Raw genomic sequence first — 26,870 nt, forward strand, 5'->3', positions numbered from 1 at the left:
AGAACTTATGCCTTTTTGAACAGTTGAGCCCCAGTGATAGAGCCCGTGATATCTTTATTGAACAGAACGGACAGAATCGGAAGGATCACAAAACCCGTTGCGATCACCACCAAAGAACGTGCAACCACTTTCAAAGAGTAAGCGGCTTTGTTCAGCTCTTCAGGTTTGCCGATGCGTTGATCAAACGCCCATTCACCCGGAGTGCAACCGATAAAGATGCGGTTCACTGTCAGATAGATGAAGGATACGCCAGCGAACAGACTGAAGGTCGCCAGATAGATCATGCCTTGAGCGTCCGGATTGGTCAGATTGCCGATCAGATCCACTTTCGTCACAACCAACAGGATGATCATGCAAAGAAGGCTTGCCGCCACAACCAGCATTCCGTCCAACAAAGCGGCAGAGAAGCTGAATGTGGTTTTTTTGAATTCTTCTTTGGTAGCCGTGCCAGTGATCTTTTGTTTTGCCGTGGACTTTTCGAAATCCAGACGACGGTTTTTCTGCAGAGTTTTCAGGATCTCATCCACTGCCGCAGAAGATGTGCCGTCACCACCCACTTCCGTCAAACCACCTGGAGTTGGAGGCAGGGAAGTGGCTTTTTTACGCGGCAATGGTGGACGAAGAGGATCGGTGGAGGATTCTTCAATCAGCTCCAGACCTTGGTCCTTGATGCGTGGGGTGGCTACGAAGTTTTCTTCCGGAGCTTGGGACGCTGGATTTGCCTGTTTTTTCTTGTGAAAACCCAAACCATCCGTGAGGGGCTTAAACTCAAATTCCTCAAAAGGATCCATGCCTTCTCCTTAAATCAACACATCAGATCAAAGTCATACTTTAGGACGGAGACCAAGGTCATGCAAGCCGTTTCAACTCGTAGAACTTGGGGCCCCAGAGTGACTGGATGAAGGCCTAGTTTTTGGAATTCTTCGACCTCACGGTGAGAGAACCCACCTTCGCTGCCTACGATAATCCAGACATCTTTGATCCCTGCGGGGTGGTCGGCTTTGACCTTGCTGACGTATTCCTTGATGCTTAGAGTCGACGGACCCTCATAAGCAAATAGACCCACACCGGCCCCGTTTCGGTTAATCAAATCCGAGATCTTTTCAAATGGAATGGCAGGGTGAACTTTCATCAGGTCGCCGCGGCCACTTTGCTGAGTGGCCGATTTGACGATCTTGTCCCAGCGGTCGGTTTTATTGTCAGACAGCTTTTCGCCTTTTCTTAAGAAACTGAATTCAGAAAAGAACGGATGAATACTGGTCACACCCATTTCCACCGCTTTTTCCATGATGGCGTCCATCACGGGGAAACGCGACAGCGACAGCACCAGATGCAGGTGTGGCTCTTTCAAAGCGGGGATGATTCGTTCTTCCAGAACACGGGCCGTGGCGTTCTTTTTAGACACGTGAGTGACTTCAACAAAGTACGCCTTGCTGTCTTCTGTCAGCACTTCGAATTTGGAACCAATCTCCTGGCGGCAGACATCGAAGATGTGATGAAAGACGTCACCGGTGAAATTCACCTGATCCTGGAACAGGTCCTTTTTTTCGATCCAATAGCGTCTCATGACTGAACCCAGTATCCGACCCATTCGTCTTTTTCAATTCGACGAACCACGGTCAGGCCGGAGTTTTCCATGAACTTTTCAAAGAAGTGATTGTCACGCTCTTCCAGAATCCCGGTCAGCAACATGTGGCCGCCTGGTTTCAGGACACGCAGCAGATCTTTTTTGATGTTGATCAGAACGCCATCAATGATGTTGGCAACAACCACGTCATACTGATCGCGGATGTCTTCGATTTGTGTTTCTGGAATTTCAATTTGTGGCAGCTTGTTCAGCTTCACATTTTCACGCGCCACACGGCGCGCTTCCGGATCGATCTCGATACCGGCCACCAGTCCCATACCGGACATCTGCGCCAGCATTGCAAGAATCGCGGTGCCCGTGCCCACGTCCAGCATCGCCCAGTTAGCCAGATCATTTTTGTATTTTTCAGAAAGCTTGTGGATGAAGAACGCCATCATCTGAGTGGTGGCGTGAGTACCGGTTCCGAAAGCCATGCCCGGATCAATGTAAATCGGGTGCTTGCATTCTTCAGGGGGAGTCAGCCAGGATGGAACAACCCAGAAGTCACCCACCAGTTTGAACGGCTTGAAACCTTTTTTCCATTCTTCCAGCCAGTCTTTGGTTTCTTCTTCATGGATATTCCAGCGGATGCCGTCGTTGAGATCGGTCAGGCCGTCAAAGAAGGTGTTGTCTGGTTTTTCAGTGAAGAACACGTCCATTTCGTGGGCGCGCACATGAAGAATTTTGGGATCGTAAGTCAGATCAGGCTGTGAAAACGGCAAAGCCTCGGTGACGCCGGAGGCGCCACATTCAAAGCAGTGGGTTGTGATGATATCTTCAAGTTCAGCAGGAACCTGGCTTAGGCGGATACGGAAGTAGGAATTTGTGTCACTCATTCCGAGTGGTGTTATCAGAAACCACCGAATTATCAAGTCTTTCCGCTGTTGGGGCCGGGGTCAAAGCCAGGGCCGCCGGAGCTGTATTTGCCGCAGGAACCACCGGGGAGGGGTTTGCAGAAACTACAGGGTTTTGGGCGGTCAAAGCGGGGGGAGTGACCGTGGTCACGGCCGTTACCACAACCTCGGTGGCAGGGGTCATTTCGGCCTCCGCGACCTTCTTTTTGGCTTTGGGTTTGGAGTTATCGATAAAGGACCCACCCAGGTCAATGCGGTCGCCGGTCATGATGCCGATTTGCTCCAGCATTGGCAGCTCATCACGGGAAAGCAGGGTGAATTCGCGGGCCACCGCCACACGGTCGTAAATGGCGATGATTTTCAACTGCCCCACCGGAACCAGGATTTCACCAACGGCATTGGCACCACTGGCATCGCGGATGTTGATCTTGCGAACGGCGGTGACCACCAGATTCTTTTTTAGTCCGGAGCCGGGGCCGGCGTTGATGTAGAAGTCTTTGTAGACGGTGTCGGTTTCAGACAGCGTGATATTGCGGCGGACGTCCACCACGGACATATCTGCGGCGTGGGATGAATTCGATAATCCAAGCATGAGCGCAATCAGTAGCATCATAAGAAACCCTTCCATGGTTCACTGAATCCCTTATCGGCTGTCTTATTTTGAAACTTAAATCCACTGGACCAAAGAAGTGCCTGAAGCAAAAAGCCCCTTGGGTTGCAAGGGGCTTCAAAGTTAAAGCGAATGTGGGGGCCGAGGTTAGTTGGAAACGATGGCGCCCTGAACCGAGCTGTACACCTTGTAGGTGTCATCAGCAGTTTTTTGTTCAATACCGGACATGTAGTTACCCACCGTGCTTTGCACGTGATAGGTCACGCCACCACCTGTGGCCGTACCGGTCTGAGTAGAGCCCGACACCAAACCTGTGGTCTTTGCCGGATCCTGGAATTTGACAGGAGGAGGAGTCAGCTCAGCAATCTGCTCCAGAGATGCTTCCATAGAACATCCCGTGGCGAGTATTAGTAGTGAAGCTATAACGAACCTTTTCACGCAATACCTCAGTGTTACTGTCTTATCGGCTGGAAGCCGGCAGACGTTGAGTGTTCTCATTTTGAGACTTGATATATTTCATTAGATCTTCATTCTGTTTGAGCAGAAGCTCATTTTGTTTTTGTAAGGCGGTCATCTGTGTCTCCAGGGCGGAAATGCGCTCGTCATGATTGGTGAGGATCGCTTTGAATTTGTGGTAAAGCTCCTGCACCGCACTGGTGATCGGTGCAATCATGTTCATGTAAGAAACGGCCTTGATGCCTTTTTTGTTTTCATCCACCACGTGTGGATAAACTTTTTCAAGTTCTTGCGCGATGAAACCCATCTGCAGACGTGGATCGGCATTCGGGTCTTTCCAGTGATAGGACGACGGCTTCAGTTGTAGGATCTTGTCCAGGCTGCCATTTAGAACGTGGATGTCTTTTTTCAGGCGAATATCCGAAGCACCGTTCACAGTTCCAGTGGTGGTCAGATTTCCAACTGCAGACAGGGTCATCTTTGTGCCGGTGACGCCGCCGGTTTTCGTGGCAAAGTTGATATCCCCACCGTCCATTTCATTGGCAATGTGAAGTGCGGTGCTACCACCGGTAGGTACTCCCACATAGGCAGAGCGTGTATTCGGAGACGCGGTTCTGGCAAAGAACTGCATGTACACGTGATCTCCGCTGCCGGGCTTAAGGCTCAATATCCCCATGCCGTTTGAACCGGTTTCACCCAAAGTCAGAAGTCCACTGGCATCCAAAGACATCAGCATTTGACCAGACCCAAGGTTTCCTTTGTAGAAATTCAGACGACGGCTGGAACCATATTCATTCACGATGTGGAAATTGTGGGTGGTTGTGGCGTCATTACCCATCTGGAAAGACGAGTACGCCGTGTTGCCAGCGCCCGAGCTTCCGATGTGTATGTTGGCCAGTGGACTTGTGGCAGTGTTAAATCCGGTAGCGCCGGCGAAGTAGTTTTTGGCTCCGGTATTCTGTTGATAGATCCCGTAGCGATTGGTGACAGTTCCGCCGGTGCTTGGATTCTGCAGGAACAGGTCATACATGTTTGTGACCGTACCGGACTGTAAATGAGGCACGATACGGATACCATAGGCATCTGTGGTTGTCGGAGCATTGCCCGCGACATAGTTTTCATGCCCATAGACGAATTGTCCGGAAGCCAGGTATGAGACTGTTCCGGCATCCACGTTCCCGGCATAGCGGTTGCGTGTGGCATTGGAGTGGAAGGCTTCGTTTTGGCTTGTTACAGTCACGCCGGAAGGCACATTGGGAACAACGATACTGACCAGAGCATGTGTCGACATCGTGGAATTGGCTGCAGGACTGAAGCGTTGATAAGCACCGGCAGCCACATAGTTACCAGTTGTTTCCGTATGGTTGCGCAAGGTCGCATTCAAAGTTTCAGTTGTGATAATGCTGAAATTCGCCGGGAACGGAGTGATATCCCCAATCACCGCGCCGCCCTTGACCTGGAAATTCGTTGCCGGGGCATTGGTGTTGATACCGACTTTACCGTCGGCTTTGATGGTCATCCATTTGTTCACACCCATCATGTCGGTGAAATGCAGGTCCGCCGAAGTGGTGTTGGTGAAATCAGTACCAGATTCGATATAGTTGGCACCACTTTGGGAAAGGATGCGCATGGTGACCGGAGTGCCGGACTTGTCCTGAATGCGCAGGTCCACCGCCCCTGTGTTTGAAAGATGCAGGTTCCCTGTCGGAGCCGTTTCGTTCACGCCGACTTTACCCGTGGCAAGAATGGTCATGCGGGGATTGGCGTCTGTTTCAAAGGTCAAAGACTGGGCGTCGTTGGTGCCCAGAACTGCCGCAGCACCAAAGCTGTTGCCGCCATTAGCAAAAATCCCCGAGGAAGAATAACTCGTACAGCCCATCACGCCTGAGGCGTTGAAGGTCAGCATCTGTGCGGTGCCGCAGGTAAATGGAATCACCGCAGAACCTGTGCCATTGGAAACAAGCAGACGGTCGGCCGTCAAAGACGTCGCGCCTGTACCCCCTTTGGATACCGGTACCGCAGACGGGAAGTTCGCCGGATCCGCACTGATGGTGCCTGAGGAAACCGCGATACCCGAGCCCACCTGAACCACACCGCGAGCTCCTGTTGTCGCAGCATCAACGGAAATCACTGGTGTTGAAGTGCCCGTTGCCACCTGAACCGGCGCTGTACCAGAAACACTGGTCACAGTTCCCGCGTTGGGAGTCGCCCATTTTACACCCGCAGTAACAGCACTGTCGGCAGTCAGCACCTGACCGTTCGTTCCCACTGGCAGACGGATGTTGTTGGTGGCATCACGAACCAGAACATCCCCTTTGGTTGTCAGAGGAGAAAGTGCGTTGAATGCCCCCAAAGCGGTTGTTGCGCCCGTTCCTCCGTTTGCGATCGGCAAAGTGCCAGTCACATCAGAAGCCAGATTGATCGCCGCCCCACTGGACGCCGCCGTCAAACGACCTTGAGCATCCACTGTGATGGATGCGCGAGTGTAAGAACCCGCTGTCACTGTCGTGTTGGCCAACGCAATCGTTCCGGTCGAGGTGATCGGGCCACCTGTCAAACCAGTGCCCGTTGCGATATTGGTGACGGTGCCGCCGGAAGAAGTGTCAGTATCAGTACCGCACTCCCAACGATTGTTCGCGGACACCCATTTTAAAACCTGACCGTCAGTACAAGCCGTGTTGTTTGGACGATAAGTCAAATATTTACCAGCGCCACTGCCGATGTCAGCAGCATCCAAAGTAATCGCACCCGTGCGACCCGCAACCGTCGTCACCGGGAAAGCAATGGCGGCATTACTTGCCGCCGTCAAACGCCCTTGGGCATCGACGGTGAAGGTTCCAACTTGAGTGCTGGAACCATAAGATGCGGCCGTCACCGCTGTATTAGCCAGCGAGATTGTGCCAGTTGAAGTGATCGGTCCGCCGGAAAGTCCCGTGCCGGTTGCGATGTTGGTCACAGTTCCGCCGGAATTGGCGTCATTATCTGCGGCGGGTGCGAACTTGGTGCCGTCGTACTTCAGCACCTGACCTGCGGCCAACCCCGTCGTGTCGACAGTGATGCCCTTGATTTTGTTAACAGCCACGGCACCAATGGTGCCACTGACGTCCCCCGCAACAGACACGTTGATAGACTGACAGTTAAAGCCAGACACCGCATTCCAATACATGGTTTGGTGGGCCGCACAGTTTGCATTGGCCACCGCCGTATTGAAGTCGGCCTGGGCCATATAGTTGTTCAATGTGGCCGTCAGTCCATTCACATCACCGGTGCTGATCTGAGCAGACAGCCATTGGGTGCCGTTGAATTTCAAAAAGTGCCCGTTCGTTGGAGCTGTGGCGGACACCGCCACGCCCTGGATTTTTGCAACAGAAGGATTCGGATAGGTGCCGCCCAGGTCGCCAGCGGCCGCGCCCGTCGGAACACGGGCATCACTAAAGCGGGCATCATTTCCGGCGGCAACCTGATTGGCATTCTGACCGACATTCAAGGTCAGTTGCGGAGTGGTTGTGCCGTTGGTCACAGTGATATAAGCGTTGGCGGAGGTCACATCAGACACCGTCCCGCCATTGGCACCGGAAACACCAGCACAGCTTAAAGCGGTGCCATTCCAACTTAAGAACGTACCGGCGGCGCAAGTCGGCAAACCGGCTTTTTGCAGGAAGTCCTCTTCAGTTTTGGTGCCGAGCTTTTCTGATGACAGGGCATAGGCTGCGTAAGGAACCGTACGAATTTCATTGGACGGGGAGATGATCTTCCAGCCCGAGCCATCATGGAATTGCACTTTCAGCAAGCGGGTGTCCCCGGCCTGCGCGGGATAGGTGGAACCACCAAAGCAGTTGTGAGTTTTTGAGTTGTTAAATGCCTCAAGCAATGTGAACAGGGGATCTGCCGGGAAAAGTTTTGTCCCGGAACCGATCGGCACGTCAAACACGCCGCCAGAGTTAATCATGTTCACGCCATCTTTTTGCTCGCGATAGATAACACAACTGCCGTTAGGATTGGTGATCTCAAACAGGAAACTGACGTTGTTATAATCAAGCCCGTGTCCGTCAGCTTTAAGAATACGCCCCTGATAGGTCAGTGAATTGGGGGAGGCCAGTGCAATCACACTGGTGAACATTGAGAGAATAATGAGCAAATACGTTCCGTTTCTCATGTCTGTCTTATCGGCTTTTTAACAGAAAATCGTGAGAAAAATCCCTGAGCTTTTTCAGGGATTTAATCACATTTATTTCTTTTTGATACAGACCTTGGACTTTGGATTGACCTCGCAAATGGCTTCACGAAGCTCCTGATTCTCTTGTTTTAAAGAGGCGATTTCGCGCTTCTGTGCCTGAACTTCGGCCTTAACGCCGGACAGGGACGCGTAAAGCTCTTTGAAGGCTTCAATCATCGGGCCGATCAATTTGGTATAGGCCACGGCACGGAAGCCCTTCTCATCTTTGTCAACGGCTTCAGGGAACACTCGTTCGACGTCCTGGGCGATCACACCCATGTCTTTTTTCTCAATAAGATCCAGATCCGGTCTGACATCATGACGCCAGTTGAAGGTCACACCACGAAGGGAAAGAATTTTCTGCAACGAATCCGGAACAACCTGGATGTCGGTTTTCAAGCGGGCATCGGACAAGTTTTCCCACGCAGCCGTACCACCGGAGGTACCGTTGACAAAGAATTTACGAGAACCTGTGTTACCACCGATATAGACGTTGCCACCACTGGTGACAGTTAATGCGTCACTGGAAGCCGTGGTTGGTCCGGGACGAATCCAGAAGTTACCGCCATCAAGCCCCATGAAGAATTTTCCGGAGGTGTCCATTTCATCAAAACCAATGTAAGGAGCCGTGGCACTTCTCAGATTCAGCGGCGCACCCGGAGTCGACGTGCCGACCCCCATGGTGATCCAGCCGGTGCTGTGAATGCGCATGCGTTCAGTCGGCACTGTGACGCTTCCAGTCCCAGTGTGGGTGGAAAATGTCATATCCGCGGGAACGGAGGTCGATGTCCAGGTCGCAGAAGCGACACTTTGGATATGTGAACCCAGGCCCACAGTTGTGGCGTCACCATAACCATTGAACAGAAGGCTGCCTAATGTGTCACCGGATTGAACGGCGGCTTTGGCGCCCGTAGTTCCGCGGGACTTCATCAGTTGAATCCCCGGGCCTGCACTTGCTTCTTCGTTGCGTTCAAAAGCGGCAGATGAGTTGGTGTAGTTGTTGCCCTGAACATGAAGTCTGACCGTGGGTGCTGTCGCACCGATACCAACAGCCCCAGAGCTGGTGATGCGCATTCTTTCGCCGGATGATCCGTTGTTCAAAGTCGCAAAGGACATATAGGCAGACTTGGCTGTGGCAAAGTCGGCTTCTGCGACACCCGCGATCGAAGCACCACTCTGATAAGCCGTACCGTCATAACCACGCATGGACAGGAAGCCCAGGGAATCACCAGCCAGAACGGCAGCCTCAGCGCCCGAGTTGGAGCGGGCCTTCGTCAGGATGTAAGCCGGTTCACCGGTGTTACCGATGCTTTGGACATAGACGTCATCATTGCCGCCGCCAGTGCCTTTAACATGGATGATTCTTTCCGGGGCAAGGGCGGTGCCAAGGCCTAAACCACCTGGAACATACAGCTTCAGATCCTGAGTCGCACGCCAGTCACCTTGAGCATTGGCATTTCCGATGCCCACTGTGCTGTTCGCCGGATTAGCTACCGGGCCAATACCCCAGTAACCTGCGCTGTTCCAGTTCCCGACAAACTGCGCTTGTCCGTTGGTGTTGTGATAAGAGCCGACGAAGACGGCGTTGTAGTTGGCCGTGGCATTCCATTCACCCACTTGGAAGCGGGCGCCGGGGCTTTCAGCATCAATGCCGACTCGGCCATCGTTGGTGATTCTCATTTTTTCAACATTGTTCGTATCAAAGATGATGTGAGCATCACTGCCATTGGAAATATAAAGATCCGAAGTCGCGGTATTAGCATAACCAAAAGTACCCAGCCAGGTTCCATTGCGCAGGAAATCCATTTCAACTTTGCCGGCAGCTGGTGAATTCAGGATGAGCGCAGACTTGGTTGTTGACGGCGCCATCACGGCCAGACCCGCATTGGTGTCTGGAGACTGACCAATACCAACATAGCCGGCATTAGAGATCGTCATGCGAGTGACGTTGTTGGTTTCAAGCGCCAAAGAATAAGCGTCATTAGTACCCAAAGTCGCATTCGAAGCCAGAGTGTTACCACCGTTGGCAAAGAAGGATGTCGAAGCAAAGTTTGTACAACCCATCACACCCGACGCATTGAAGGTCAGCATCTGAGCGGTACCGCACGTAAATGGAATCACCGCAGAGCCGGTGCCGTTAGAAACCAACAGACGGTCGGCAGTCAGTGAAGTCGCACCCGTACCACCCTTGGAAACAGGAACAGCAGAAGGGAAGTTCGCCGGATCCGCACTGATTGTGCCTGAAGAAACCGCGATACCAGAACCGACTTGAACAACCCCGCGCGCACCCGTTGTTGCCGGATCTACAGAGATAACGGGAGTCGTAGTACCCGTAGCAACTTGAACCGGAGCTGTACCCGTGACACTCGTCACAGTACCCACAGTCGGAGTCGCCCATTTCAAACCAGAAGCTTGAGCAGAATCCGCAGTCAGAACCTGACCGTTCGTTCCCGCAGGCAGGCGAACGTCGTTCGTGCCATCGTTACCGAGAACATCCCCTTTAGTCGTTAACGGGGAAAGACCGTTGAAGGCGGCAATCGCTGTCGTAGCGCCGGTACCACCATTTGCAATTGGCAAAGTGCCGGTCACATCCGAAGCCAGATTGATTGCCGCGCCACTGGACGCCGCCGTCAAACGACCTTGAGCATCCACCGTGATCGAAGCGCGAGTGTAAGAACCCGCAGTCACCGCGGTGTTGGCCAAAGCAATCGTGCCTGTCGAAGTGATCGGACCGCCGGCAAGACCTGTGCCCGTTGCGATATTCGTGACAGTACCACCGGAAGAAGTGTCAGTATCTGTCCCGCACTCCCAACGATTGTTCGCCGTCACCCATTTTAGAACCTGACCGTCGGTACACGCTGTGTTGTTCGGACGATAGACAAAGTACTTGCCAGCGCCGTTGCCAACATCACCCACATCCAAAGTCACAGCACCTGTTCTGCCTGCAACCGTAGTCACAGGGAAGGCGATGTTAGCGTTGGAGGCCGCGGTCAAACGACCTTGAGCATCGACGGTGAAAGTGCCCACTTGAGTCGTGGAGCCATAAGAAGCCGCAGTGACAGCTGTGTTCGCCAAAGAAATGGTGCCCGTGGAAGTGATCGGGCCACCGGAAAGACCCGTTCCTGTGGCGATGTTGGTGACAGTACCACCGGAAGATGTGTCAGTGTCATTCGCACACTCCCAGCGGGAGTTGGCATTGATCCATTTCAAAACCTGACCGTCGGTACAAGCCGTGTTGTTTGGACGATACGTCAGATATTTACCGGCACCGCTTGTGATGTCGCCGGCATCCAAAACGACCGCGCCCGTTCTGCCTGCAACCGTAGTTACAGGAAACGCGATAGCGGCATTCGAGGCCGCGGTCAGACGCCCTTGAGCATCGACGGTGAAAGTGCCCACTGAAGTAGTGGAGCCATAAGCTGCCGGAGTTACCGCTGTGTTCGCCAAAGAAATAGTTCCGGTGGAAGTGATCGGACCACCAGACAAACCGGTCACTTGGTGCCGTCGTACTTCAAAACCTGACCAGCAACCAGACCCGTGGTATCAACAGTCACACCTTTGATTTTATTAACTGAAGAAGCACCGATGGTTCCACCGACGTCACCGGCCAAAGAAACATTGATGGCCTGACAGGAAAAGCCGGCCACCGCGTTCCAGTACATCGTTTCGTGCGCCGCACAGCCGGCATTGGCCACGGCCGTGCTGAACTCCGCATCTGTCATATAAGAATTTAATGTCGCCGACAGACCCGAGACATCGCTTTGTGCAATCGCCGAAGGTGTCCACGCCGTGCCATTGAATTTCAGGAAGTTGCCATTGGCCGGAGCCGCATTGGAAACAGCCGTGCCCTGAAGTTTTGCCACAGACGGATTGGGATAAGTGCCGTCCAGATCTCCAGCCGCAGCACCTGTTGGTGTACGAGCATCAGAGAAACGGGCATCATTACCTGCCGCCACTGTACCTGCCGCCGTGCCCACATTCAGGGTCAGTGCCGGGGTGGAGGTGCCGTTGGCAATCGTAATGTAAGAATTTGTGGAAGTGACATCAGTCACCGTACCGCCGTTGGCACCGCTGATTCCGGCACACGTCATCGTCGTGCCGTTCCAGGTCAGATAAGTGCCAGCTCCGCACGTTGGCAGGCCGGCTTTAGCCAGGAAGTCAGTTTCGGTTTTGGTGCCCAGGCGTTCTGCAGAATAGGAATAAGCAGAATAAGGAACCGAACGAATTTCATTCGCCGGAGAAATCACTTTCCAGCCGGAACCGTCATGGAATTGCACTTTCAACAAACGGGCATCACCGGCCACCGCGCTGTAGGTGGCTCCGCCGGAACAATCGTGAGAGCGGGAGTTGTTGAAAGAATCAATCAACGTATAAAGAGGATCCGTCGGGAACATCTTGGTGCCGGAACCAATCGGCACATCAAACACACCGCCCGAGTTCTGAAGATTCACACCGTTTTTCTGTTCGCGATAAAGCACGCAGGTGCCTGAAGGGTTTGTGATTTCAAAAAGGAAGCTGACGTTGTTGTACTCAAGCCCTTTGCCGTCAGAGTTTACGATACGTCCTTGATATGTCAGAGAATTTGGAGCAGCCAAGGCCACTCCACTCCAGAATGCGAGAATCAAAGCAAGATACGTTCCGTTTCTCATGCTTTTCTTATCGGCTTCTTAACAGTTTGCGAAAGTCCAAGGCCAGTATGTTGCCGCAAACTAATGTAATTGTGATTTATCCACAGATAAGTGTCTCAGGAAGAGACAGATACACTGGATCTTTTGAATTGATCTTGAATTATCTAGAAAACATCAGGACTTAGGATCTATTCCACAGACTTCGTTGGGCGGGAGTAAAGTGTGTTCGTGACCAGTGCTGCGCCAATGATCAAAGCGCCAACTATCTGAACCGGCGTCAGTCGTTCATGGAAGATTAAAGCACCCATCAAAGCGGCGGTGATGGGTTCGATCATCATCAACAGCGCCACTTCGGTGCTTTTCAATTTTTGCAGAGCTGCCAGCTCCAGGGTCAACGGAATGATTGTGCAGACAAAAGCCAGGCCCAAAATGCTGGATGCCTGAATGTGGCTAAGATTTTTGATTTCAGAATAATGAGGATGATGGAACAGAGACAGGGCCAGAGCTCCAAAGGTGATGACGTACAACGCGGAAGAAATTGGACGAACATCCTTTTGCAGGCGGCCTGACAGCAGGACATAGATGGCATAGCTGATGGCTGAACCCAAGCCCGCCGCCACGGCCCAGATGTTACGAACCTCGATATGCCCCCACAGCAACAGGATCAGTCCGGAAGAGGCCGCCACCAGACACAAAGCCTCTTTGCGGGAAATCTTGTCCTGAGTGAAGAAATGGGAAAAGACATTCACCCAGAACGGATAGGTATACAGTAACAGCGCTGCCAGGGTGACGCTCAGTCCGTCGATGGCGATGAAGTACATGGTCGAGAAGAACGCGTAACCGAAGATCCCCAGCAGGGCTGCGATGATGGTCTGACGCAGATTCAGTTTAACCCAGGAAGGGCGGAACAAAAGCAGGAAGATCCACAACAGAACGGCTGCCAGGGCAAAGCGGTAGGAAAGAAGCTCTCCGACTTTCATGCCGGATTCAAAAGCCCACGTTCCAAAGATCCCCAAAAAACCAAAACCCACGCTCGCTACAGAAATTTCCAAAGATCCGCGAAGGCGTGGGTTCATGTTTTTCATAATGGAATGACTTTAAACTTTTTTACCGTTTTTGTATTTGCTTGGTTTCTTGGTCGTTTTCACTTTGGAAGCCGGTTTTGCAGTCTTCTTTTCAGAAGTCGCACGGCCTTTGTAAGTGCGTTTTGTCTTGATCTCTTCCGGATCATCCGCAAGGAACACGCGTTGAACTGCGGCATCGTTCAGGTAAACCAGCTCGCCGGTTTTCACAGCACCCATGCGCAGGCGGCCAATGGCCACACGCTGAAGTCTCATCACATCGAAACCGATTTTCGCGAACATCTGACGGATCTGACGGTTTTTACCCTCGGTGATCACGATTTTGTACCATTCGTACTTTTCAGATTTGTTGTCGCCGGTTTTTTTGATTTTCTCGATATGACGGGCAGACACTTTACCGCCCACGATGGAAACGCCTTTTTTAAGCTTTTCCAGTTGGAATGGTTCAGGTTTTCCGTTCAGTTTCACAAGGTAAGTTTTGGTTACTTCAGCCTTTGGATGCATGACCTTGTTGGCGAAGTCACCATCGTTGGTCAAAAGCAGCATGCCTTCAGAGTCCCAGTCCAGACGACCTACCGGGAACACACGCACCGGCAGTTCGGTCAGGTATTCCGCCACTGTGGGACGGTCGTGTGGGTCATCCATGGTGGTCAGAACGCCGGTGGGTTTGTTCAGGATGGCGTAGATTTTCTGAGTCAGGGGTTTGCGCAGAGGCTTGCCGTCGACAAGAATACGGTCGCTTTGCGGATCAACTTTGATACCCAGCTCGTAAACGCGTTTACCGTTTACGGTCACAAGGCCCTCTTCGATCATGCGGTCTGCATGACGACGGGATGCCAGTCCACTGTCAGCAATTAGTTTATTAAGTCGAACTCTTTCAGAGGAGTTATTTTCAGACATTCTTCATCGGCCTCGGGTAATTGTTGAGTGATCAATATATCACCACTCAGGCCGGAAGAGGAGATATTCTTACGGTTGTACTCGGCGATGGCATGGCGGAGGTCGCGAGCCAGCAGAGTCATGAGTTTATCTCCCAAAAAGACGTTGTCCACGGCGGTTTCCGCCTTGCTCAGAACGATGGAGGACCATTTTAGGGCCTCAGAATCACCTTGTTGGATCAGGGCGCAGGTTCTTTCAAGCTGGCTGACCAGGTCTTGATAGTAAGGATCGGTACGGCGGTCGACAAAGAACTGCTCCAGACGCTTGATCGGGAAAAGCAGGCGGGTCTGTTCCTGCAGCGGCTCGTTTTTCATTTCAAGCAGCTTTTGGAAAACATAACCACGCAACAGGGAACCGGTGACTCTGTCGCCCACCACGCGGAACTGGGCAGTAATATACGGAGCCACCTCGATTTTGTGGGTGTGCTGCGAGCTCAGTTCCAGGTCGGAGTTATAATAAAGAACCAGGTCTTTGCGAAGAGGCTCTAAAAGACCGTCACGGATCGTGAATTTGCGGTCGAAAGTGCGAACTTCCAGGGATTTGTCTTCACGCAGGATGATGGCAATGGCTCTTTTATTCTGATCTGGCAGGATGCGGAACTTCTCGCCTTCGGCGCACTGAGTCTTAAGATAAGAGCCCACCGCGTCAACGAGGTCGGAGAAATGTTCAATTTCGATCAGTTGAACTGATTGCGGGAAGCGAATCGGATTCAGGTCAAATTTCTGCTGATAGAACCCGTTGAAATTCTCCAGCAAAAACTGAACTTCATGACCCAATTGCTGCTTATTGGACGCCCAGTGCGGGTAATCCATGCAGTAATTGAAGAACATTTCGATCAATTCAGGGGTCAGAACGTCGTCGGGATGAGGGAAACCGCGCAGGAAATTGAAGAAAGACAAACGCGTCGGTGTATTCTGAGGATTCAGATCAGAAACAAACTTCAAAAGTTGTCCTACTTTAAGCATTTTTTTCTGTCTCCTTCCCTCGGGCCCTAAAGTATGAACATTTGAATTTTTAGTCCAGAGAAAATATAATGGAAAAGAAGAATTTTTTAAGTCCTATGGAGGGGCCCGATATGCATAAAGAATTGAATCCGGAATTGTTTGGGGAAAAGAAAGTGGCCAAGAACACCGCTATGGACAGCGTTTCTGCCGTGGGGACATCCCCGAACAGCTACCTGAATACAGACCGCCAGATTTTTGAAATCAAAGCCCAGAACCAGGCCCTGGCCGACCAGTTGAACAAGGTCGTCGCCACTGTCAACGAACTGATAAAGACCTCCAACATCAAGTTTGAAAAGCAACACCACCTTTTGAACCGTCTGGAGCAAAGCCACAACGGCCTTGCCACTGAAGCCGGTCAGAAGATCACCCAGCTTTCCCAGCGCGTGAATGAACGCAAAAGTTTTGACCTGAAAGTTCAGGAGATGGTCGACCGTCACAACAACGTGATCAAGAGCTTTGAAGTGCGTATGAACCACCTGCAAAAGCTTCTGGCCGAAAAAGAAGCGCAGATGATTTCCAGTCAGGCGGCTTTGAATGAAGCCAAAATGGAAATCGCGCGCCTGAAACGTCTTTAGAATTGGGAAGCGGCAAAGGGGGCTTTGTTCCGCCCCCGCTGCGCTACATCTTCATGACCTTTTTATAGCGGCAAGTATTAAGACCGAAAATTTGATAAGCCGGACACCAGCCGATCAACCCTGTTATCAGGGGGATCGCTCCCAGCAAGAACCAGGGATTGGCGGGCCCCACGAACGCCAGGCTGATCAGCACCAATCCCACCACCACCCTCAGAGTCCGATCCAGAGAGCCTTCATTTTTTGGAAAGACAGACATAAGAACCTCCTTACCTGCTCATTATAACGCCGAACAGATTTCGGGGAACATGATCACGGACATAGTTCCCGAACTAAAAGCAGCTTTATGTCTGTGGACCTCTGTCGGGATCTCCCCCAAGGGGGCTGACCGAAGTTTAGTCAGTGTCAGGTTTTACCGTTTTTGCCCGCCGCGGTTGGGGAAGTCGTTAATACCACGGCTGAAATTCAGAATGAGACAATGCAAAACCCGGTGAACTTTAGACAGGTCACCGGGTTTCTTTTTGATTAAGTTCGATCTGGTGGTTGGAACAACCCTTGCCTTAGAAGTCTTCACGCAGTTGATGTAACGGGGTGGAGATTATGAAAAAGCAATACGTTGTCCTGACCATGATCTTTTTAGCTTCCACTTTTCTTTTTCAGAACTGTTCTCCATCCGGAGTTCAGTTTGAACAGGCTCGTGAGCTGGCTTCCGTGACTGAGCCTGATGTGGTTTCATCCAGCGGCGAAGCGGAAGCCGAAGAAGAAGCTCCGGAAATCAAAACCAAAACCTTCACGGCCGCTTCCAAGGAAAAAGCGGTGGACATGGTGTGGGTGATCGACAACTCTGCTTCCATGACCGCGGGCGCGGATATCATTCGCAAGAACTTTGAAAAGTTCGCCCACCTGGTGGAAAACGAAGTGGATCTGCGTGTGGCGCTGATTTCCAAAAAAGACGCCTTTTCTTTGCAAACGCATGTGACATTGCCGGAGTCGATGAAAAACGGCCAGCAGGTCGACTTTATGGTGCACAGCTATAATCCGTTGCTGGTGGCGGCGGCGGCCACTTGCCCGGAAACGGCGACGGATGCCTTTTGTAAAAAGATTCTGGGTAACAGCAAGTATGACAAAGTTTATTCGTCCCTGAATGACTTTTTCCGTCCTCAGGCCCAGAAGGTGTTTGTGTTCGTGACGGACGATGATTCCGCGGCGAATGCCAATACGACTGTTCAATACGAGGCTGCCAATTCAAACGGTTACGTGGCTACGATCAAGAGTCTGACCATCAACGAAGATTACATCACCGCGGCGACATTCAAGGACCGCATGGTTCGCGCCTTCGGTAAAAATGGTTCCTATAAGGTTTTTGGATTTATTGCGGCTGCCGACAGCAAATGCCGTGCGCGTGAAAGTGCGGCGTATAGTTCGCTGATCTCTTACAGTGGTGGCGTCGCGTTTAATGTGTGCGACAAGGACTGGAGCAAAAATTTCAGTCAGCTTTCTGAAAAAGTCGTCGACTATGCCAGCACCGAATATTCCCTGCAAAGTGAGAACGTCAAAAAGGTTCTTTCTGTTAAGCTGAATGGGAAAGTTCTGATTCCGGGTGTGGACTACACGGTGGCTGACGGGAAGGTTGCTTTGAACCCGACTTTGGTCAAGTCGCTGGGAAATTATATCATCGACGTCACCTACACAGAATAGCCAGTACTTCGTAGGGATATATGAATGCGAGTTGTTTATAGATACTTAGGTTGTCTAACCTAGGTGGAATGACAAAAAACAAAATTCTATTTCATGTGCTTGCATTCGTATTAACGACATCTGTTTCTGCGGTCTCTTCTGCTGCGGACTGGTCACAAACCAACATTCAATTCCTGCATGGGAACGAATACAAAAAAGGCAATGACGACAGCTATTCAGCCACCGTCGTGACCTTTGAGCATTTAAGTTCCTGGGCCTATGGATCCAATTTCTTCTTCTTCGACATCACCAGCCCTGACACGGAAAACAGCACGGCCTATTACGGTGAGTTTTCTCCGGCCCTCAGTCTGGGGAAGACCGGCGTCTTTACGCCGCCGGAAGGGGTGCTGAAGGACGTTTTGTTGCAGTTGAATTTTGAAATCCCTCAGGGTCCGGCGCGCCGGGTGAACCTGGGCGGGGTGACCTTTGAATGGAAGGATCTGTGGTTTGACTATCTGGGTACTCAGTTCCTTTATCGCGATGCTTTGGGAATTGACGGGCATACCGGTCAGTTGACGGTGGTGTGGCTGAAACGTTTTGGCGGCGAAGTCTTCCCGCTGGAGTTTTCCGGTTTCGTGGACTGGGCCGGTCAGGAAGGTCCACTGAAGGACAATGTGCATACTCAGGCCAACTTCCTTTACGACTTCAATCGCCGCACCCAGAACAAGGTGCCACTGAAAATCGGCATTGAATACAAATACTGGAACAATAAATACGGCATCGACGGCGTGGTTGAAAACGTGCCCCAGGCCAAGCTTCTTTGGATCTTTTAATAAGGAACGTCTATGAATTTCAAAGCTCAATTTAAAGGTCTGCGTGGAAAACTTCTGGGCGTGGCGGTTCTGCCGTTGATTGCGCTGTCGGTGACGGCGTGGATCAGCTTTCAGGGCTTCAGTCAGATCGGAGCCATGCTGAACGAATCTTATGAAGTCTATGTTCCGAACATCCGTTTGCTGGGACAGTTGAATTTGAATCGCGCCAATATTGGCTATTTCACCTTTGCCGCTTTGGCGAATAAAGAGGACATGAAAAACCGCGAAAACTTTGTCGGCCTGCTCGATCGTTCTGTTGATGCTTACAAGGCCGCGATGGCGGAATATGAAAAGCAGAATTATATTGAGGGCGAAGCAGAGGCATTCCGCGCAATGAAGGACAATTATCCGAAATATCTAGAGTACACCAAGCAGGTGCGTGAAGCTTTGCTGCGCGGAACTCCGGCGGACTTTGAATATGTGGTGAGCCTTGTGGATAAGGGGGGACCTTGGCAGGTTCTGCAGATCCAGATCGATCACACCATCACTAAAATTTATCAGATGTACACAGACATCAGTAAATCAAACAATGACCTGCAGAAAAAAGAACGGGCCCAGAAAGCCTCTTTGATTGTTGGCGTTGCGTTGGGTTCATCGTTGGTGCTGTTCCTGATTATGTTGTGGATTGCAAACCGTGTGTCCGGCTCTGTCGGTCGTGTTGTCGGGGCCCTGACTGAAATCAGTCAGAATGTCTCTGGCGCGATTTCCCAGCTTTCGGTGGCAGGTCAGGCCTTGTCGACGTCTTCCACGGAAGCCGCCGCATCCCTGGAAGAAACCGTGGCCTCTTTGGAGGAAATGACTTCCATGGTTTCGCGCAACTCTGACAGCGCGAAACAGGCGTCTTCTTTGGCGGATGATTCTTCGTCGGTGGCCAAAGAAGGGGAGCGTGAGATCAACGGATTGATTGAATCCATGTCTCAGATTTCCCGCGACTCCAAAAAAATTGAAGAGATCATCCACGTTATTGATGATATCGCCTTCCAGACGAACCTGCTGGCGTTGAATGCCGCCGTCGAAGCGGCCCGCGCGGGAGAGCAGGGGAAGGGCTTTGCGGTCGTGGCCGAAGCCGTTCGGGCCCTGGCGCAGCGTTCAGCCACCGCAGCCAAAGAAATCAATGGCCTGATCAAGGAAAGTGTCGAGCGAACTGAAAAAGGCAGCGTCGTGGCTGACAATTCCGGCCAGGTGCTGACCCGAATCGTGTCTTCCGTTGAGCAGGTTGTGGTGCTGAACCGCGAGATTGCCCAGGCCAGCAGCGAGCAGTCGCAGGGCATTTCTCAGATTAGCAAGGCCATGAATCAGTTGGATCAGGCGTCGCAAAGCAATGCGGCTTCTTCAGAGGAAATCGCCGCAACAGCCGGGGAAATCGAGCGTCGCGCCCACGAGCTGCAGCAGCAGGTTCAGATATTGAGTTCAGAAGTTCTTGGGGCCAGTTGATTACTGGCGGCCCTTTTCCATTCTTCTCAGGAATTCCGGAGCTTTTTCAAACTGAGTCAGAGTCAAAGCATCAATCCACACACCGTGTGGGTTGATGAACACCACCGTCGGCAGGCCCTGGATGTGATATTTCTTTTTCAGTTCACGCAGTTCCGGTGAATCCTTGGTCGCATCAAACTTCAAAAGCACATAATTTTCGGACATTGCACGCACGCGCGGGTCGGTGAATGTGTGCTCTTCCAATTCGTGGCAGGCGGCACACCATTCCGCCCAGAAGTCGATGATCACCGGCTTTTGATCTTTGGTGGCTTGAGCCAGAGCGGCTTCCGAATAAGGCTGCCAGTTCAGTTTCTGGATCTGATTGATGCTGGCGCCACCGATCATCTGCCCGCGGATATACGGGCGCAGATCCAGCACCGCAATCACGGCGTAACCAATACCCACCACCAGCAGGGCCTGCATCAGACCTTTTTGAATGTGACGAAGGGCGCTTTGGCCTTTCGCGGGCAGGAAGGCACCATAGATGCTGGCCAGAACAATCAGGCCGATGGCCAGGGCCCCGTCAAACCAGCGCGCTGGCAGCAGCAGCTCCAGATAATAATAGAACGCAGAAAGCATCAGTGTTCCAAGAATGAATTTGAAAGCATTCATCCACGGACCAGAGCGGGGCAGGGCATTGGCCAGTTGGTTGAAAAGTCCCAACACGATGAAAATCAGACCCAGCCCCAGGGCGTAAACGAACAGATAAAGGAAGCCCATCATCTTGTTCTGCGTGGAGGCCACATAAGTCAAAATCGCCACCAGCACCGGTCCGACGCAAGGGCTGGCCACGATACCGGCAAACAGTCCTGTCAGATAGACCCCGATGACACCCTGTTTTTTGGTTCCGCGCCCCAGTTTGTTGCGCAGGAAGGCCGGCACCTGCAGATCATAAAGACCATACATGGACAGTGCCATTGCCAGGAAGATCGCACACACGACGGTCAGAACATAAGGATTCCCGAGGCTGGCTCCGAACAGTCCGCCACTGGAGGCTGCCGCCAGGCCCAGCAGTGAATACGTTGTGGCAATCCCCAGAACATAAATGCAACTGGTGAAAAAGTTCTGCAGACGAGTTCTTTCGTTGGAATGATTTCCCAAAACAGCCAGTGTGATTGGAATCATCGGGAAGATGCACGGCGTGAAACTGGTGAAGATCCCGGCAAAGAACACAAAGATCAATCCGGCGATCATGCTGCTTCCCAGGTATTTCTGGAAGTTGGCCGTATCAAAGAACTCTGTTGGCGCAACCATTGGTTGCACTTCGGCGTCTTTGATCTGAGCTTCACCTTCCACCATGGTCACCACAATCGGAACTTCAATCAGTTTTGTGGTCGGGAACAGACAGAACTGATCTGAACACGCCTGATAGGTGAGCTCCATTTTCATTTTGGTGTGTTTTTTCAGGAAACGGTGAGGGGCTTCAATATGCGCAGTGAGGGTTGCGGCTTTTTCCATTCCGCTGCGCATTTTTTTTGAGAACTTGTCGTGCCACTCAACGATCGGCTCAATCTTGAACGGAGCCACTTTGAAGCCATCTGGTTCAAGAATCACCACGCTGAATTTGTCTTCATAGGCGTGATATCCTTCGGGGAGCGTCATTTTAATTTCGATATTGCCGCCCTGACCCGGACTCCATTCGTAAGGCACGACTTTGGTTTCAGCCAGCAAAGGGTCTGTGTCATTGGGATCAGCAGCCCAAGACTTAGGACTTGCGAACAGGGAAAGCAGAATGGCAACAACGTAAAACAGGCTGAATCTCATGAGTTTCCTCTTAGTATCTCTCCGGACCATGGGCAAGTTTATTTGCGACTGACTCAATATTAACACAGTTCGGTCCGATAGAGAAACTGAGAGGTCATATCTTATGGGTTTTGTAGGTATATTAGTTGTATTCGTGATGGTGTTCGGCGGCTTCCTTATAGCCGGCGGTAACATGTCCGTGATCATCAAGGCGGCCCCTCTGGAGCTGATGATTATCGGGGGCGCGGCCCTCGGAGCGTACATTATTGCCAATCCGATGAAGGTTATCAAAGCCGGATTCAAAATGAGTATCAAAGCAATGACGGCCAAAGGACCTCAAAAGCAGGACTACGTCGAACTGTTGCAGATGATGTTCCAGTTGTTCCAGGCTTTCCGTAAAGAAGGTCCTCAGGGTATTGAAAAACACATCGAGGAACCGGACAAGAGTGACATCTTTAAAGCTTATCCAAGTTTCATGCACAATCATCATGCGGTTCACTTTCTTTGCGACACGATGAAAATCACGCTGTCTGCAGAAATGTCCCCTTACGATGTTGATGATTTGCTGGATGCCGACATCAAAGCGATTCACCACGAAGAACACATGGCGGTTCACGCCGTGCAAACAGTGGCCGATGGTTTCCCGGGTCTGGGGATCGTTGCCGCGGTTTTGGGTATCGTTAAAACGATGGCCCACTTGACGGACGGGGTTGAAAAGATCGGTGCCTTGGTTGCAAGCGCCCTGGTTGGAACGATGTTGGGGGTTTTCGGTGCTTACGGTCTGATTGGTCCGACGGCGACGAAGATGGGTGCCGATATCGATGCTGAAGGCCGTTACCTTGGCTGTATCAAAGCGGCGATGGTGGCTTTGCAGCGTGGTGCGCCTCCGATTGTGTGTGTCGAGTACGCTCGCCGTTCTATTATGCCTGAAGAAAGACCTTCTTTTGAGGAAGTTGACAAAGCTACCAAAGAAATCAAGAAAGCAGCTTAATCATGGCAGAAAAGAAACAGACGATCGTTATCAAAAAGATCATAGTTTCCGGCGGCGGTCACCACGGGGGTTCCTGGAAGGTGGCCTTGGCCGACTTTATGACGGCCTTGATGGCGTTCTTCCTCGTTATGTGGCTGGTGGGGCAATCTGAAGAAACCAAAAAAGCGGTTTCCGATTATTTCTCCACGCCTTCTGTTATTGAATACAACTTCCAGAACTTCGGTGCTGAAATCACTCTGGAAAAACTTTTCCTGGATATTCTGAATGAGCCGTTGAAGGCCTTCCAGAGTTTCATGGAGCCGGCAGATAAAACTCCGAACCTGCTGGACATGGGCTCCACAAAAGTGGTGGCGGCTTATCTTGCGGATCAGATGACAGATGTGGCGAAGAACGTCACGGTCACTCCGGATGGGTATGACTTTGATATTCCTGACTACATGCTGTTTGAGCGTGGCACATCCACGCCGAATGCAAACTTTGTGAAAGTCATGGACAAGATCAAGGGAATCACCACCGGTTTGAAGGATGCGGATATCAAGCTGACTTCGGGTCTGTTCATTCAGGCGGTTCCGGATGGCAGTGTGATGTCGGCGAACAAGGTGGCTTCTGAGCGCTTTGACATTGTTCGTGCCAAAATCATGGCTTCACTTGAAAACAACACGGTGAATGTTTCCGGTGGCATCAGTGTGAAGGAAAAGCGCGGTGAAATTGATCCAGCCAAACTGGTTGGTTTTATCCGTGTGAAGATCGCGCAGAAAGAAATCACTTCCGACGGTCATAAGCCACGCAAGCTCGAAACCCTGTTTGGCCCGTCCCGTGTGGATATGTCTGTGTATGACAGCTTTGTGAATCAGATCAGCAACCGCAAAGCGGCTGAAAAGAAGGACCTGAAACAGCAAGTGGATCAGGACCTGAAAGAAGAAACGGGTATTACAGATCCGTTGATGCAGACAGAATAAAGAAATAATCTCCAGCCCCGTCAAATTGGGAGCTTTCACTGGTCGCGGTGAGGGCTCCTTCAAAGAAGATCACACCCCATTTTGTTCCCAGCCCGGTTCGTGCATCAAAGTACGGATTGATTGTTTCCACGTCCGGTGTGTTGTAACCGATTTCGTTATTCCACTTCCAGCCGCCGAAGACATCCATGATATTGCCGAAAGCAAAGCGTTCGGATTTTTCATGAGTGGCTTCCCAGTTGGAGTTCGTGTCGTACATGATGCGTGATTTCCACAGATTCAGATGCAGGCTGAGCAGGTCCCCATTGTGGTCGCCACCATTGTAGTACTGACTTTTGGTGTAACCGATTTCCAGTTGTGCATTCTGTGAGAAGTCCACTTTCACTTCCGCATTCATGCGCAGGTTGAAGTGGTCGTCACCATGTTCATAGTTCGTGTTCGAGCCCCAAACCCCCAGGCGGAACTGGGAGCCGAAGTTGAACCAGAATGATCCCTGCAAAGCCGGGGAGTTGTCGGATTGAGAAAGACCGTGCTCCACATAGTGGGAAAGCAGGCTCACATCACCGGACAGCGCAAAGGTTGGAGACGTGCTGGCTTTGGCGGCCGTGGCCCCCAAAGTGCTGATCAGAATAATGGCAAAAGCAATGTATCTTCGCATAGATAGTTCGCCTAATTGTGACTTAGTCCTGCCGGAAAAACAAAGTTTTCGCGCGGGGCCTGCACGGGGAACTGGACCAACAGCCCCAAGAAAGGTAGATTAGCCCGCTATGAATCTTGATTTGCCACTGAATGAATACACATATGTCGCCTTTGATACCGAAACCAGCGGAGCTTATCCGGTCGGGCATGACGTGGTCGAGTTTGGCGCGGTGAAGTGGTATAAGGGTGAAGAAGTCGGCCGTCTGCAGTTTTTGTTCAAGCCGCGCGAACTGATGACGGATTTCATTATTGGCATTCATGGCATCACCAATGAAATGGTGGCTGATGCTCCGTTGATCACCGAAAAGATCCGCGAGATTCATGAATTCTTCAAAGGCGCGATTGTGATGGCCCACCACGCTCCGTTCGATTTGGGCTTTATGGCCATTGATTTTGAAAAAAACCAACTGCCGTTGTTGCCCGAACCGGCATTGTGCACCAGCCTTCTGTCCCGTAAATGGATTCATGGCGTGGAAAACCACAAGCTGCAAACTCTGGTCAGACATCTGAATATTGATGGGGGCCAGGCTCACCGCGCCTATGACGATGCGAAGGCCTGCCTGCAAGTGGGCTTGGCGTGTTTTGCAAAGATGCCGCCAGAAATGACTTTGGCCGGAGCCATCAAAAGTCAGGGGAAGAATCTGTGGTGGAAGGATTATTCTTTGGCGTCCTTAAGCGCGCCCCAGTTTAAGTCCATCATCGAAGCGATTCAGACCAAAAAAGATGTCGATATGGTTTACGAGGGTGGATCAGACCGAGGTTCCACCCGTCGTGTGACCCCGATTGGTATTGTCAGAAATCCGGACGGGGATTACCTGCAGGCGTTCTGCCACAAGGATCAGGCGGCCAAACGTTATTATTTGAACCGCATCAGCGATGCCCAGATCATCTGGATCTAGGGCGCACGCTGGACAATGAATTTGTTATTCTTCGTCGATGTTCCAACTGAGCTTTTTCTTTTTGCCTTTGCCTGGGGCCAGACCGAAGCGTTCTTTGATTTGCTCCAGGTCTTCTTTGCGAGCGCGAACTTTCAGCATCACGCCGTTGGCTTCATAGTTTTCTGAAAGCACGCGCATTTTTGCGCGGATGTCACCGATGGCACCCTGAGTGGTGTACGGGATCAGAACATCTTCTTCGACCATGGCATTTTCAAAGTGCTTCACAAGTTTGGTGTGCAAAGCTGCGATGTCGTCAGGATTCTTTGCAGACATGAAGTGAGCTTCCGGGAACTCCTTCGCAAGTTCCGCCTCTTCTTCCTGGGACAGGCGATCACGTTTGTTGAAGATCAGCATGCTTGGGATGTCCTGCGCGCCGACCTCTGCCAGGACGGTGCGGGTGACTTCCAGTTGAGAACGGAAGGTCGGGTCAGAACAGTCCACTGTATACAACAGCAAAGAGGCATTCGCCGCTTCATCTAAAGTGGATTTGAAGGACGCCACCAGATCATGCGGCAGTTTTTTAATGAATCCGACGGTGTCAGAGACAAGCATCTTGGGGCGGGTTTCCGGATAAAGAACACGAACGGTGGTATCCAGAGTTGCAAACAGTTTGTCTGCCACCAGCACGTCACTGCCAGTCAACGCACGCATCAGGGAAGACTTGCCGGCATTGGTGTAGCCCACCAGCGCGATGGTCAGTTCCTGTTCACGGCGCGCGCGGCGAGTATCAAGTTCCTGGGAAATTGAGGCCAGTTCCTGCTTCAGTTCCTTGATGCGGTCGCGGATCTTACGACGATCCAGCTCGATACTGGTTTCACCAGCCCCTTTGCCGCCACCACCTTGACGGTCATCGCCGGCGGTGGACTCACGCATGCGTGGAGCCACGTACGTCAAACGCGCAATTTCAACCTGCAGACGGGCGGCGCGAGTGCGTGCGTGGCGACTGAAGATTTCAATGATCACCCCGGTGCGGTCCAAAACCTGGGCACCGGTGGCGCTTTCAAGGTTGCGCAACTGGGACGGGGAAAGATCGCAGTCAATAACCACAACCTGGGCTTTTTCCTGCGGAGTTGTGTCGCCGGAAGAATCCATGTCTTCAGCGCCTTCTTCAACCTCGAAGACTTCTTCGACGTCATCACCGAAAAGATCGTCTTCTTCCTCGTCTTTTTTAAAGCGAAGGGCGGCCTTGTGCTTTTTCTTAACGAAGTTCGGGCTGACTTTGCCGGTTCCACCAGTCCACTGCGCCAGCTCTTTCAGTTTGCCATCACCCAGGACGTTCGCGGTTTTTGTAGAGCTGCGACGCTGGGACATCTGACCGACAACTTCATAGCCAAGGGTTGTGACCAGACGGGAAAGTTCGGTCAAAGAACCTTTGAGTTCCTGATCTGAAGTGCGTTGAAGTTGAATGCCGACAAGGACGGCCTTAAGAGGGGTGGTTTCGTTTTCGTTCATGGCGAACGGTATAACACAGGGCTCGGCAAAATCCAGCGGGACGTCAAAAAAGTCTTTAAATTCGGGGGGATCGGCGCATCA

Annotated in this window: 20 protein-coding genes and 1 pseudogene; 7 read left to right on the top strand and 14 right to left on the bottom strand. The window is 51.7% G+C overall.

Features of this window, described 5'->3' with window-relative positions; all coding sequences use genetic code 11:
* Positions 1 to 5: 5 nt before the first annotated feature.
* The 10 genes and pseudogenes from B9G79_RS03050 to B9G79_RS03095 form a co-directional block, all read right to left on the bottom strand.
* Positions 6 to 791, bottom strand: coding sequence for an RDD family protein (locus tag B9G79_RS03050; protein ID WP_088564247.1), 786 nt, complete (start codon positions 789 to 791; stop codon positions 6 to 8).
* Between the two features lie 14 nt (positions 792 to 805).
* Positions 806 to 1,567 carry an RsmE family RNA methyltransferase gene (locus B9G79_RS03055; RefSeq protein WP_198298040.1) on the bottom strand — a complete coding sequence of 254 codons (762 nt, stop codon included), beginning with the start codon at positions 1,565 to 1,567 and terminating at the stop codon, positions 806 to 808.
* Positions 1,564 to 2,463 (bottom strand): 50S ribosomal protein L11 methyltransferase, encoded by a 900-nt coding sequence (locus tag B9G79_RS03060; RefSeq protein WP_088564249.1) that lies wholly within the window; start codon positions 2,461 to 2,463, stop codon positions 1,564 to 1,566. The genes B9G79_RS03055 and B9G79_RS03060 overlap by 4 nt, the downstream gene beginning before the upstream one ends.
* Positions 2,456 to 3,094, bottom strand: a complete 639-nt coding sequence (locus B9G79_RS03065; RefSeq protein ID WP_088566751.1) for a hypothetical protein — start codon at positions 3,092 to 3,094, stop codon at positions 2,456 to 2,458. Before B9G79_RS03065 ends, B9G79_RS03060 begins: the two co-directional genes overlap by 8 nt.
* 144 nt (positions 3,095 to 3,238) lie before the next feature.
* The gene (locus B9G79_RS03070) at positions 3,239 to 3,478 is read right to left on the bottom strand and encodes a hypothetical protein (protein WP_088564250.1); all 240 of its coding nucleotides are present in this window, start codon (positions 3,476 to 3,478) and stop codon (positions 3,239 to 3,241) included.
* A 73-nt stretch (positions 3,479 to 3,551) separates the two neighbouring features.
* Entirely contained in the window at positions 3,552 to 7,703 is a 4,152-nt protein-coding gene (locus B9G79_RS03075; RefSeq protein WP_088564251.1) for a tail fiber domain-containing protein, read from the bottom strand.
* A gap of 72 nt (positions 7,704 to 7,775) precedes the next feature.
* Positions 7,776 to 12,412, bottom strand: a pseudogene (locus B9G79_RS03080) (tail fiber domain-containing protein).
* A 167-nt stretch (positions 12,413 to 12,579) separates the two neighbouring features.
* Positions 12,580 to 13,476, bottom strand: a complete 897-nt coding sequence (locus tag B9G79_RS03085) for an EamA family transporter (protein ID WP_088564252.1) — start codon at positions 13,474 to 13,476, stop codon at positions 12,580 to 12,582.
* A 12-nt stretch (positions 13,477 to 13,488) separates the two neighbouring features.
* The gene (locus B9G79_RS03090; RefSeq protein ID WP_038448409.1) at positions 13,489 to 14,373 is read right to left on the bottom strand and encodes a pseudouridine synthase; all 885 of its coding nucleotides are present in this window, start codon (positions 14,371 to 14,373) and stop codon (positions 13,489 to 13,491) included.
* Entirely contained in the window at positions 14,328 to 15,377 is a 1,050-nt protein-coding gene (locus B9G79_RS03095) for a hypothetical protein (RefSeq protein WP_088564253.1), read from the bottom strand. The genes B9G79_RS03090 and B9G79_RS03095 overlap by 46 nt, the downstream gene beginning before the upstream one ends.
* A 110-nt stretch (positions 15,378 to 15,487) precedes the next feature.
* On the opposite strand from B9G79_RS03095, the gene B9G79_RS03100 reads away from it, so the two are divergent.
* Positions 15,488 to 15,991: a hypothetical protein gene (locus B9G79_RS03100; protein WP_232469066.1), complete on the top strand. Its 504-nt coding sequence runs from the start codon at positions 15,488 to 15,490 to the stop codon at positions 15,989 to 15,991.
* A gap of 43 nt (positions 15,992 to 16,034) precedes the next feature.
* On the opposite strand, the gene B9G79_RS03105 is transcribed toward B9G79_RS03100, so the two are convergent.
* Entirely contained in the window at positions 16,035 to 16,247 is a 213-nt protein-coding gene (locus B9G79_RS03105; protein ID WP_088564255.1) for a YgaP family membrane protein, read from the bottom strand.
* A 341-nt stretch (positions 16,248 to 16,588) separates the two neighbouring features.
* Between B9G79_RS03105 and B9G79_RS03110 the strand changes: the two genes are divergently transcribed.
* From B9G79_RS03110 to B9G79_RS03120, 3 genes are all read left to right on the top strand, one after another.
* Complete coding sequence (locus B9G79_RS03110) at positions 16,589 to 17,686, top strand: hypothetical protein (protein WP_088564256.1); 1,098 nt, start codon at positions 16,589 to 16,591, stop codon at positions 17,684 to 17,686.
* A 68-nt stretch (positions 17,687 to 17,754) separates the two neighbouring features.
* Positions 17,755 to 18,498 (top strand): DUF5020 family protein, encoded by a 744-nt coding sequence (locus B9G79_RS03115; RefSeq protein ID WP_088564257.1) that lies wholly within the window; start codon positions 17,755 to 17,757, stop codon positions 18,496 to 18,498.
* Positions 18,499 to 18,510: 12 nt separating this feature from the next.
* Positions 18,511 to 19,971 carry a methyl-accepting chemotaxis protein gene (locus tag B9G79_RS03120; RefSeq protein ID WP_088564258.1) on the top strand — a complete coding sequence of 487 codons (1,461 nt, stop codon included), beginning with the start codon at positions 18,511 to 18,513 and terminating at the stop codon, positions 19,969 to 19,971.
* Here B9G79_RS03120 and B9G79_RS03125 read toward each other — a convergent pair whose 3' ends face one another.
* Positions 19,972 to 21,774 (bottom strand): protein-disulfide reductase DsbD family protein, encoded by a 1,803-nt coding sequence (locus B9G79_RS03125; RefSeq protein WP_232469068.1) that lies wholly within the window; start codon positions 21,772 to 21,774, stop codon positions 19,972 to 19,974. It lies immediately after the preceding gene.
* 103 nt (positions 21,775 to 21,877) lie between these two features.
* On the opposite strand from B9G79_RS03125, the gene motA reads away from it, so the two are divergent.
* On the top strand, positions 21,878 to 22,744 hold the full coding sequence (motA, locus tag B9G79_RS03130; protein WP_038451640.1) for a flagellar motor stator protein MotA: 867 nt from the start codon (positions 21,878 to 21,880) through the stop codon (positions 22,742 to 22,744).
* Positions 22,745 to 22,746: 2 nt separating this feature from the next.
* Positions 22,747 to 23,703: a flagellar motor protein MotB gene (locus B9G79_RS03135; RefSeq protein ID WP_088564259.1), complete on the top strand. Its 957-nt coding sequence runs from the start codon at positions 22,747 to 22,749 to the stop codon at positions 23,701 to 23,703.
* Here B9G79_RS03135 and B9G79_RS03140 read toward each other — a convergent pair.
* On the bottom strand, positions 23,675 to 24,358 hold the full coding sequence (locus B9G79_RS03140; RefSeq protein ID WP_088564260.1) for a TorF family putative porin: 684 nt from the start codon (positions 24,356 to 24,358) through the stop codon (positions 23,675 to 23,677). The two genes, B9G79_RS03135 and B9G79_RS03140, sit on opposite strands and share 29 nt — an antisense overlap.
* Positions 24,359 to 24,467: 109 nt before the next feature.
* Between B9G79_RS03140 and B9G79_RS03145 the strand changes: the two genes are divergently transcribed.
* Positions 24,468 to 25,298 carry an exonuclease domain-containing protein gene (locus B9G79_RS03145; RefSeq protein ID WP_088564261.1) on the top strand — a complete coding sequence of 277 codons (831 nt, stop codon included), beginning with the start codon at positions 24,468 to 24,470 and terminating at the stop codon, positions 25,296 to 25,298.
* A gap of 24 nt (positions 25,299 to 25,322) precedes the next feature.
* Here B9G79_RS03145 and hflX read toward each other — a convergent pair whose 3' ends face one another.
* Complete coding sequence (gene hflX, locus B9G79_RS03150; RefSeq protein ID WP_088564262.1) at positions 25,323 to 26,789, bottom strand: GTPase HflX; 1,467 nt, start codon at positions 26,787 to 26,789, stop codon at positions 25,323 to 25,325.
* Positions 26,790 to 26,870: the final 81 nt, after the last annotated feature.

This window comes from Bdellovibrio bacteriovorus (assembly GCF_002208115.1).
Taxonomy (GTDB): Bacteria; Bdellovibrionota; Bdellovibrionia; order Bdellovibrionales; family Bdellovibrionaceae; genus Bdellovibrio; species Bdellovibrio bacteriovorus_C.

Coding starts and splice junctions, on each gene's coding strand:
- B9G79_RS03095 (WP_088564253.1), bottom strand. CDS start 15,377: ATGCTTAAAGTAGGACAACTTTTGAAGTTTGTTTCTGATCTGAATCCT.
- B9G79_RS03115 (WP_088564257.1), top strand. CDS start 17,755: ATGACAAAAAACAAAATTCTATTTCATGTGCTTGCATTCGTATTAACG.
- B9G79_RS03135 (WP_088564259.1), top strand. CDS start 22,747: ATGGCAGAAAAGAAACAGACGATCGTTATCAAAAAGATCATAGTTTCC.
- B9G79_RS03065 (WP_088566751.1), bottom strand. CDS start 3,094: ATGATGCTACTGATTGCGCTCATGCTTGGATTATCGAATTCATCCCAC.
- B9G79_RS03110 (WP_088564256.1), top strand. CDS start 16,589: ATGAAAAAGCAATACGTTGTCCTGACCATGATCTTTTTAGCTTCCACT.
- B9G79_RS03075 (WP_088564251.1), bottom strand. CDS start 7,703: ATGAGAAACGGAACGTATTTGCTCATTATTCTCTCAATGTTCACCAGT.
- B9G79_RS03055 (WP_198298040.1), bottom strand. CDS start 1,567: ATGAGACGCTATTGGATCGAAAAAAAGGACCTGTTCCAGGATCAGGTG.
- B9G79_RS03060 (WP_088564249.1), bottom strand. CDS start 2,463: ATGAGTGACACAAATTCCTACTTCCGTATCCGCCTAAGCCAGGTTCCT.
- B9G79_RS03105 (WP_088564255.1), bottom strand. CDS start 16,247: ATGTCTGTCTTTCCAAAAAATGAAGGCTCTCTGGATCGGACTCTGAGG.
- B9G79_RS03140 (WP_088564260.1), bottom strand. CDS start 24,358: ATGCGAAGATACATTGCTTTTGCCATTATTCTGATCAGCACTTTGGGG.
- B9G79_RS03145 (WP_088564261.1), top strand. CDS start 24,468: ATGAATCTTGATTTGCCACTGAATGAATACACATATGTCGCCTTTGAT.
- hflX (WP_088564262.1), bottom strand. CDS start 26,789: ATGAACGAAAACGAAACCACCCCTCTTAAGGCCGTCCTTGTCGGCATT.
- B9G79_RS03090 (WP_038448409.1), bottom strand. CDS start 14,373: ATGTCTGAAAATAACTCCTCTGAAAGAGTTCGACTTAATAAACTAATT.
- B9G79_RS03085 (WP_088564252.1), bottom strand. CDS start 13,476: ATGAAAAACATGAACCCACGCCTTCGCGGATCTTTGGAAATTTCTGTA.
- B9G79_RS03125 (WP_232469068.1), bottom strand. CDS start 21,774: ATGAGATTCAGCCTGTTTTACGTTGTTGCCATTCTGCTTTCCCTGTTC.
- B9G79_RS03070 (WP_088564250.1), bottom strand. CDS start 3,478: ATGGAAGCATCTCTGGAGCAGATTGCTGAGCTGACTCCTCCTCCTGTC.
- motA (WP_038451640.1), top strand. CDS start 21,878: ATGGGTTTTGTAGGTATATTAGTTGTATTCGTGATGGTGTTCGGCGGC.
- B9G79_RS03100 (WP_232469066.1), top strand. CDS start 15,488: ATGCATAAAGAATTGAATCCGGAATTGTTTGGGGAAAAGAAAGTGGCC.
- B9G79_RS03120 (WP_088564258.1), top strand. CDS start 18,511: ATGAATTTCAAAGCTCAATTTAAAGGTCTGCGTGGAAAACTTCTGGGC.
- B9G79_RS03050 (WP_088564247.1), bottom strand. CDS start 791: ATGGATCCTTTTGAGGAATTTGAGTTTAAGCCCCTCACGGATGGTTTG.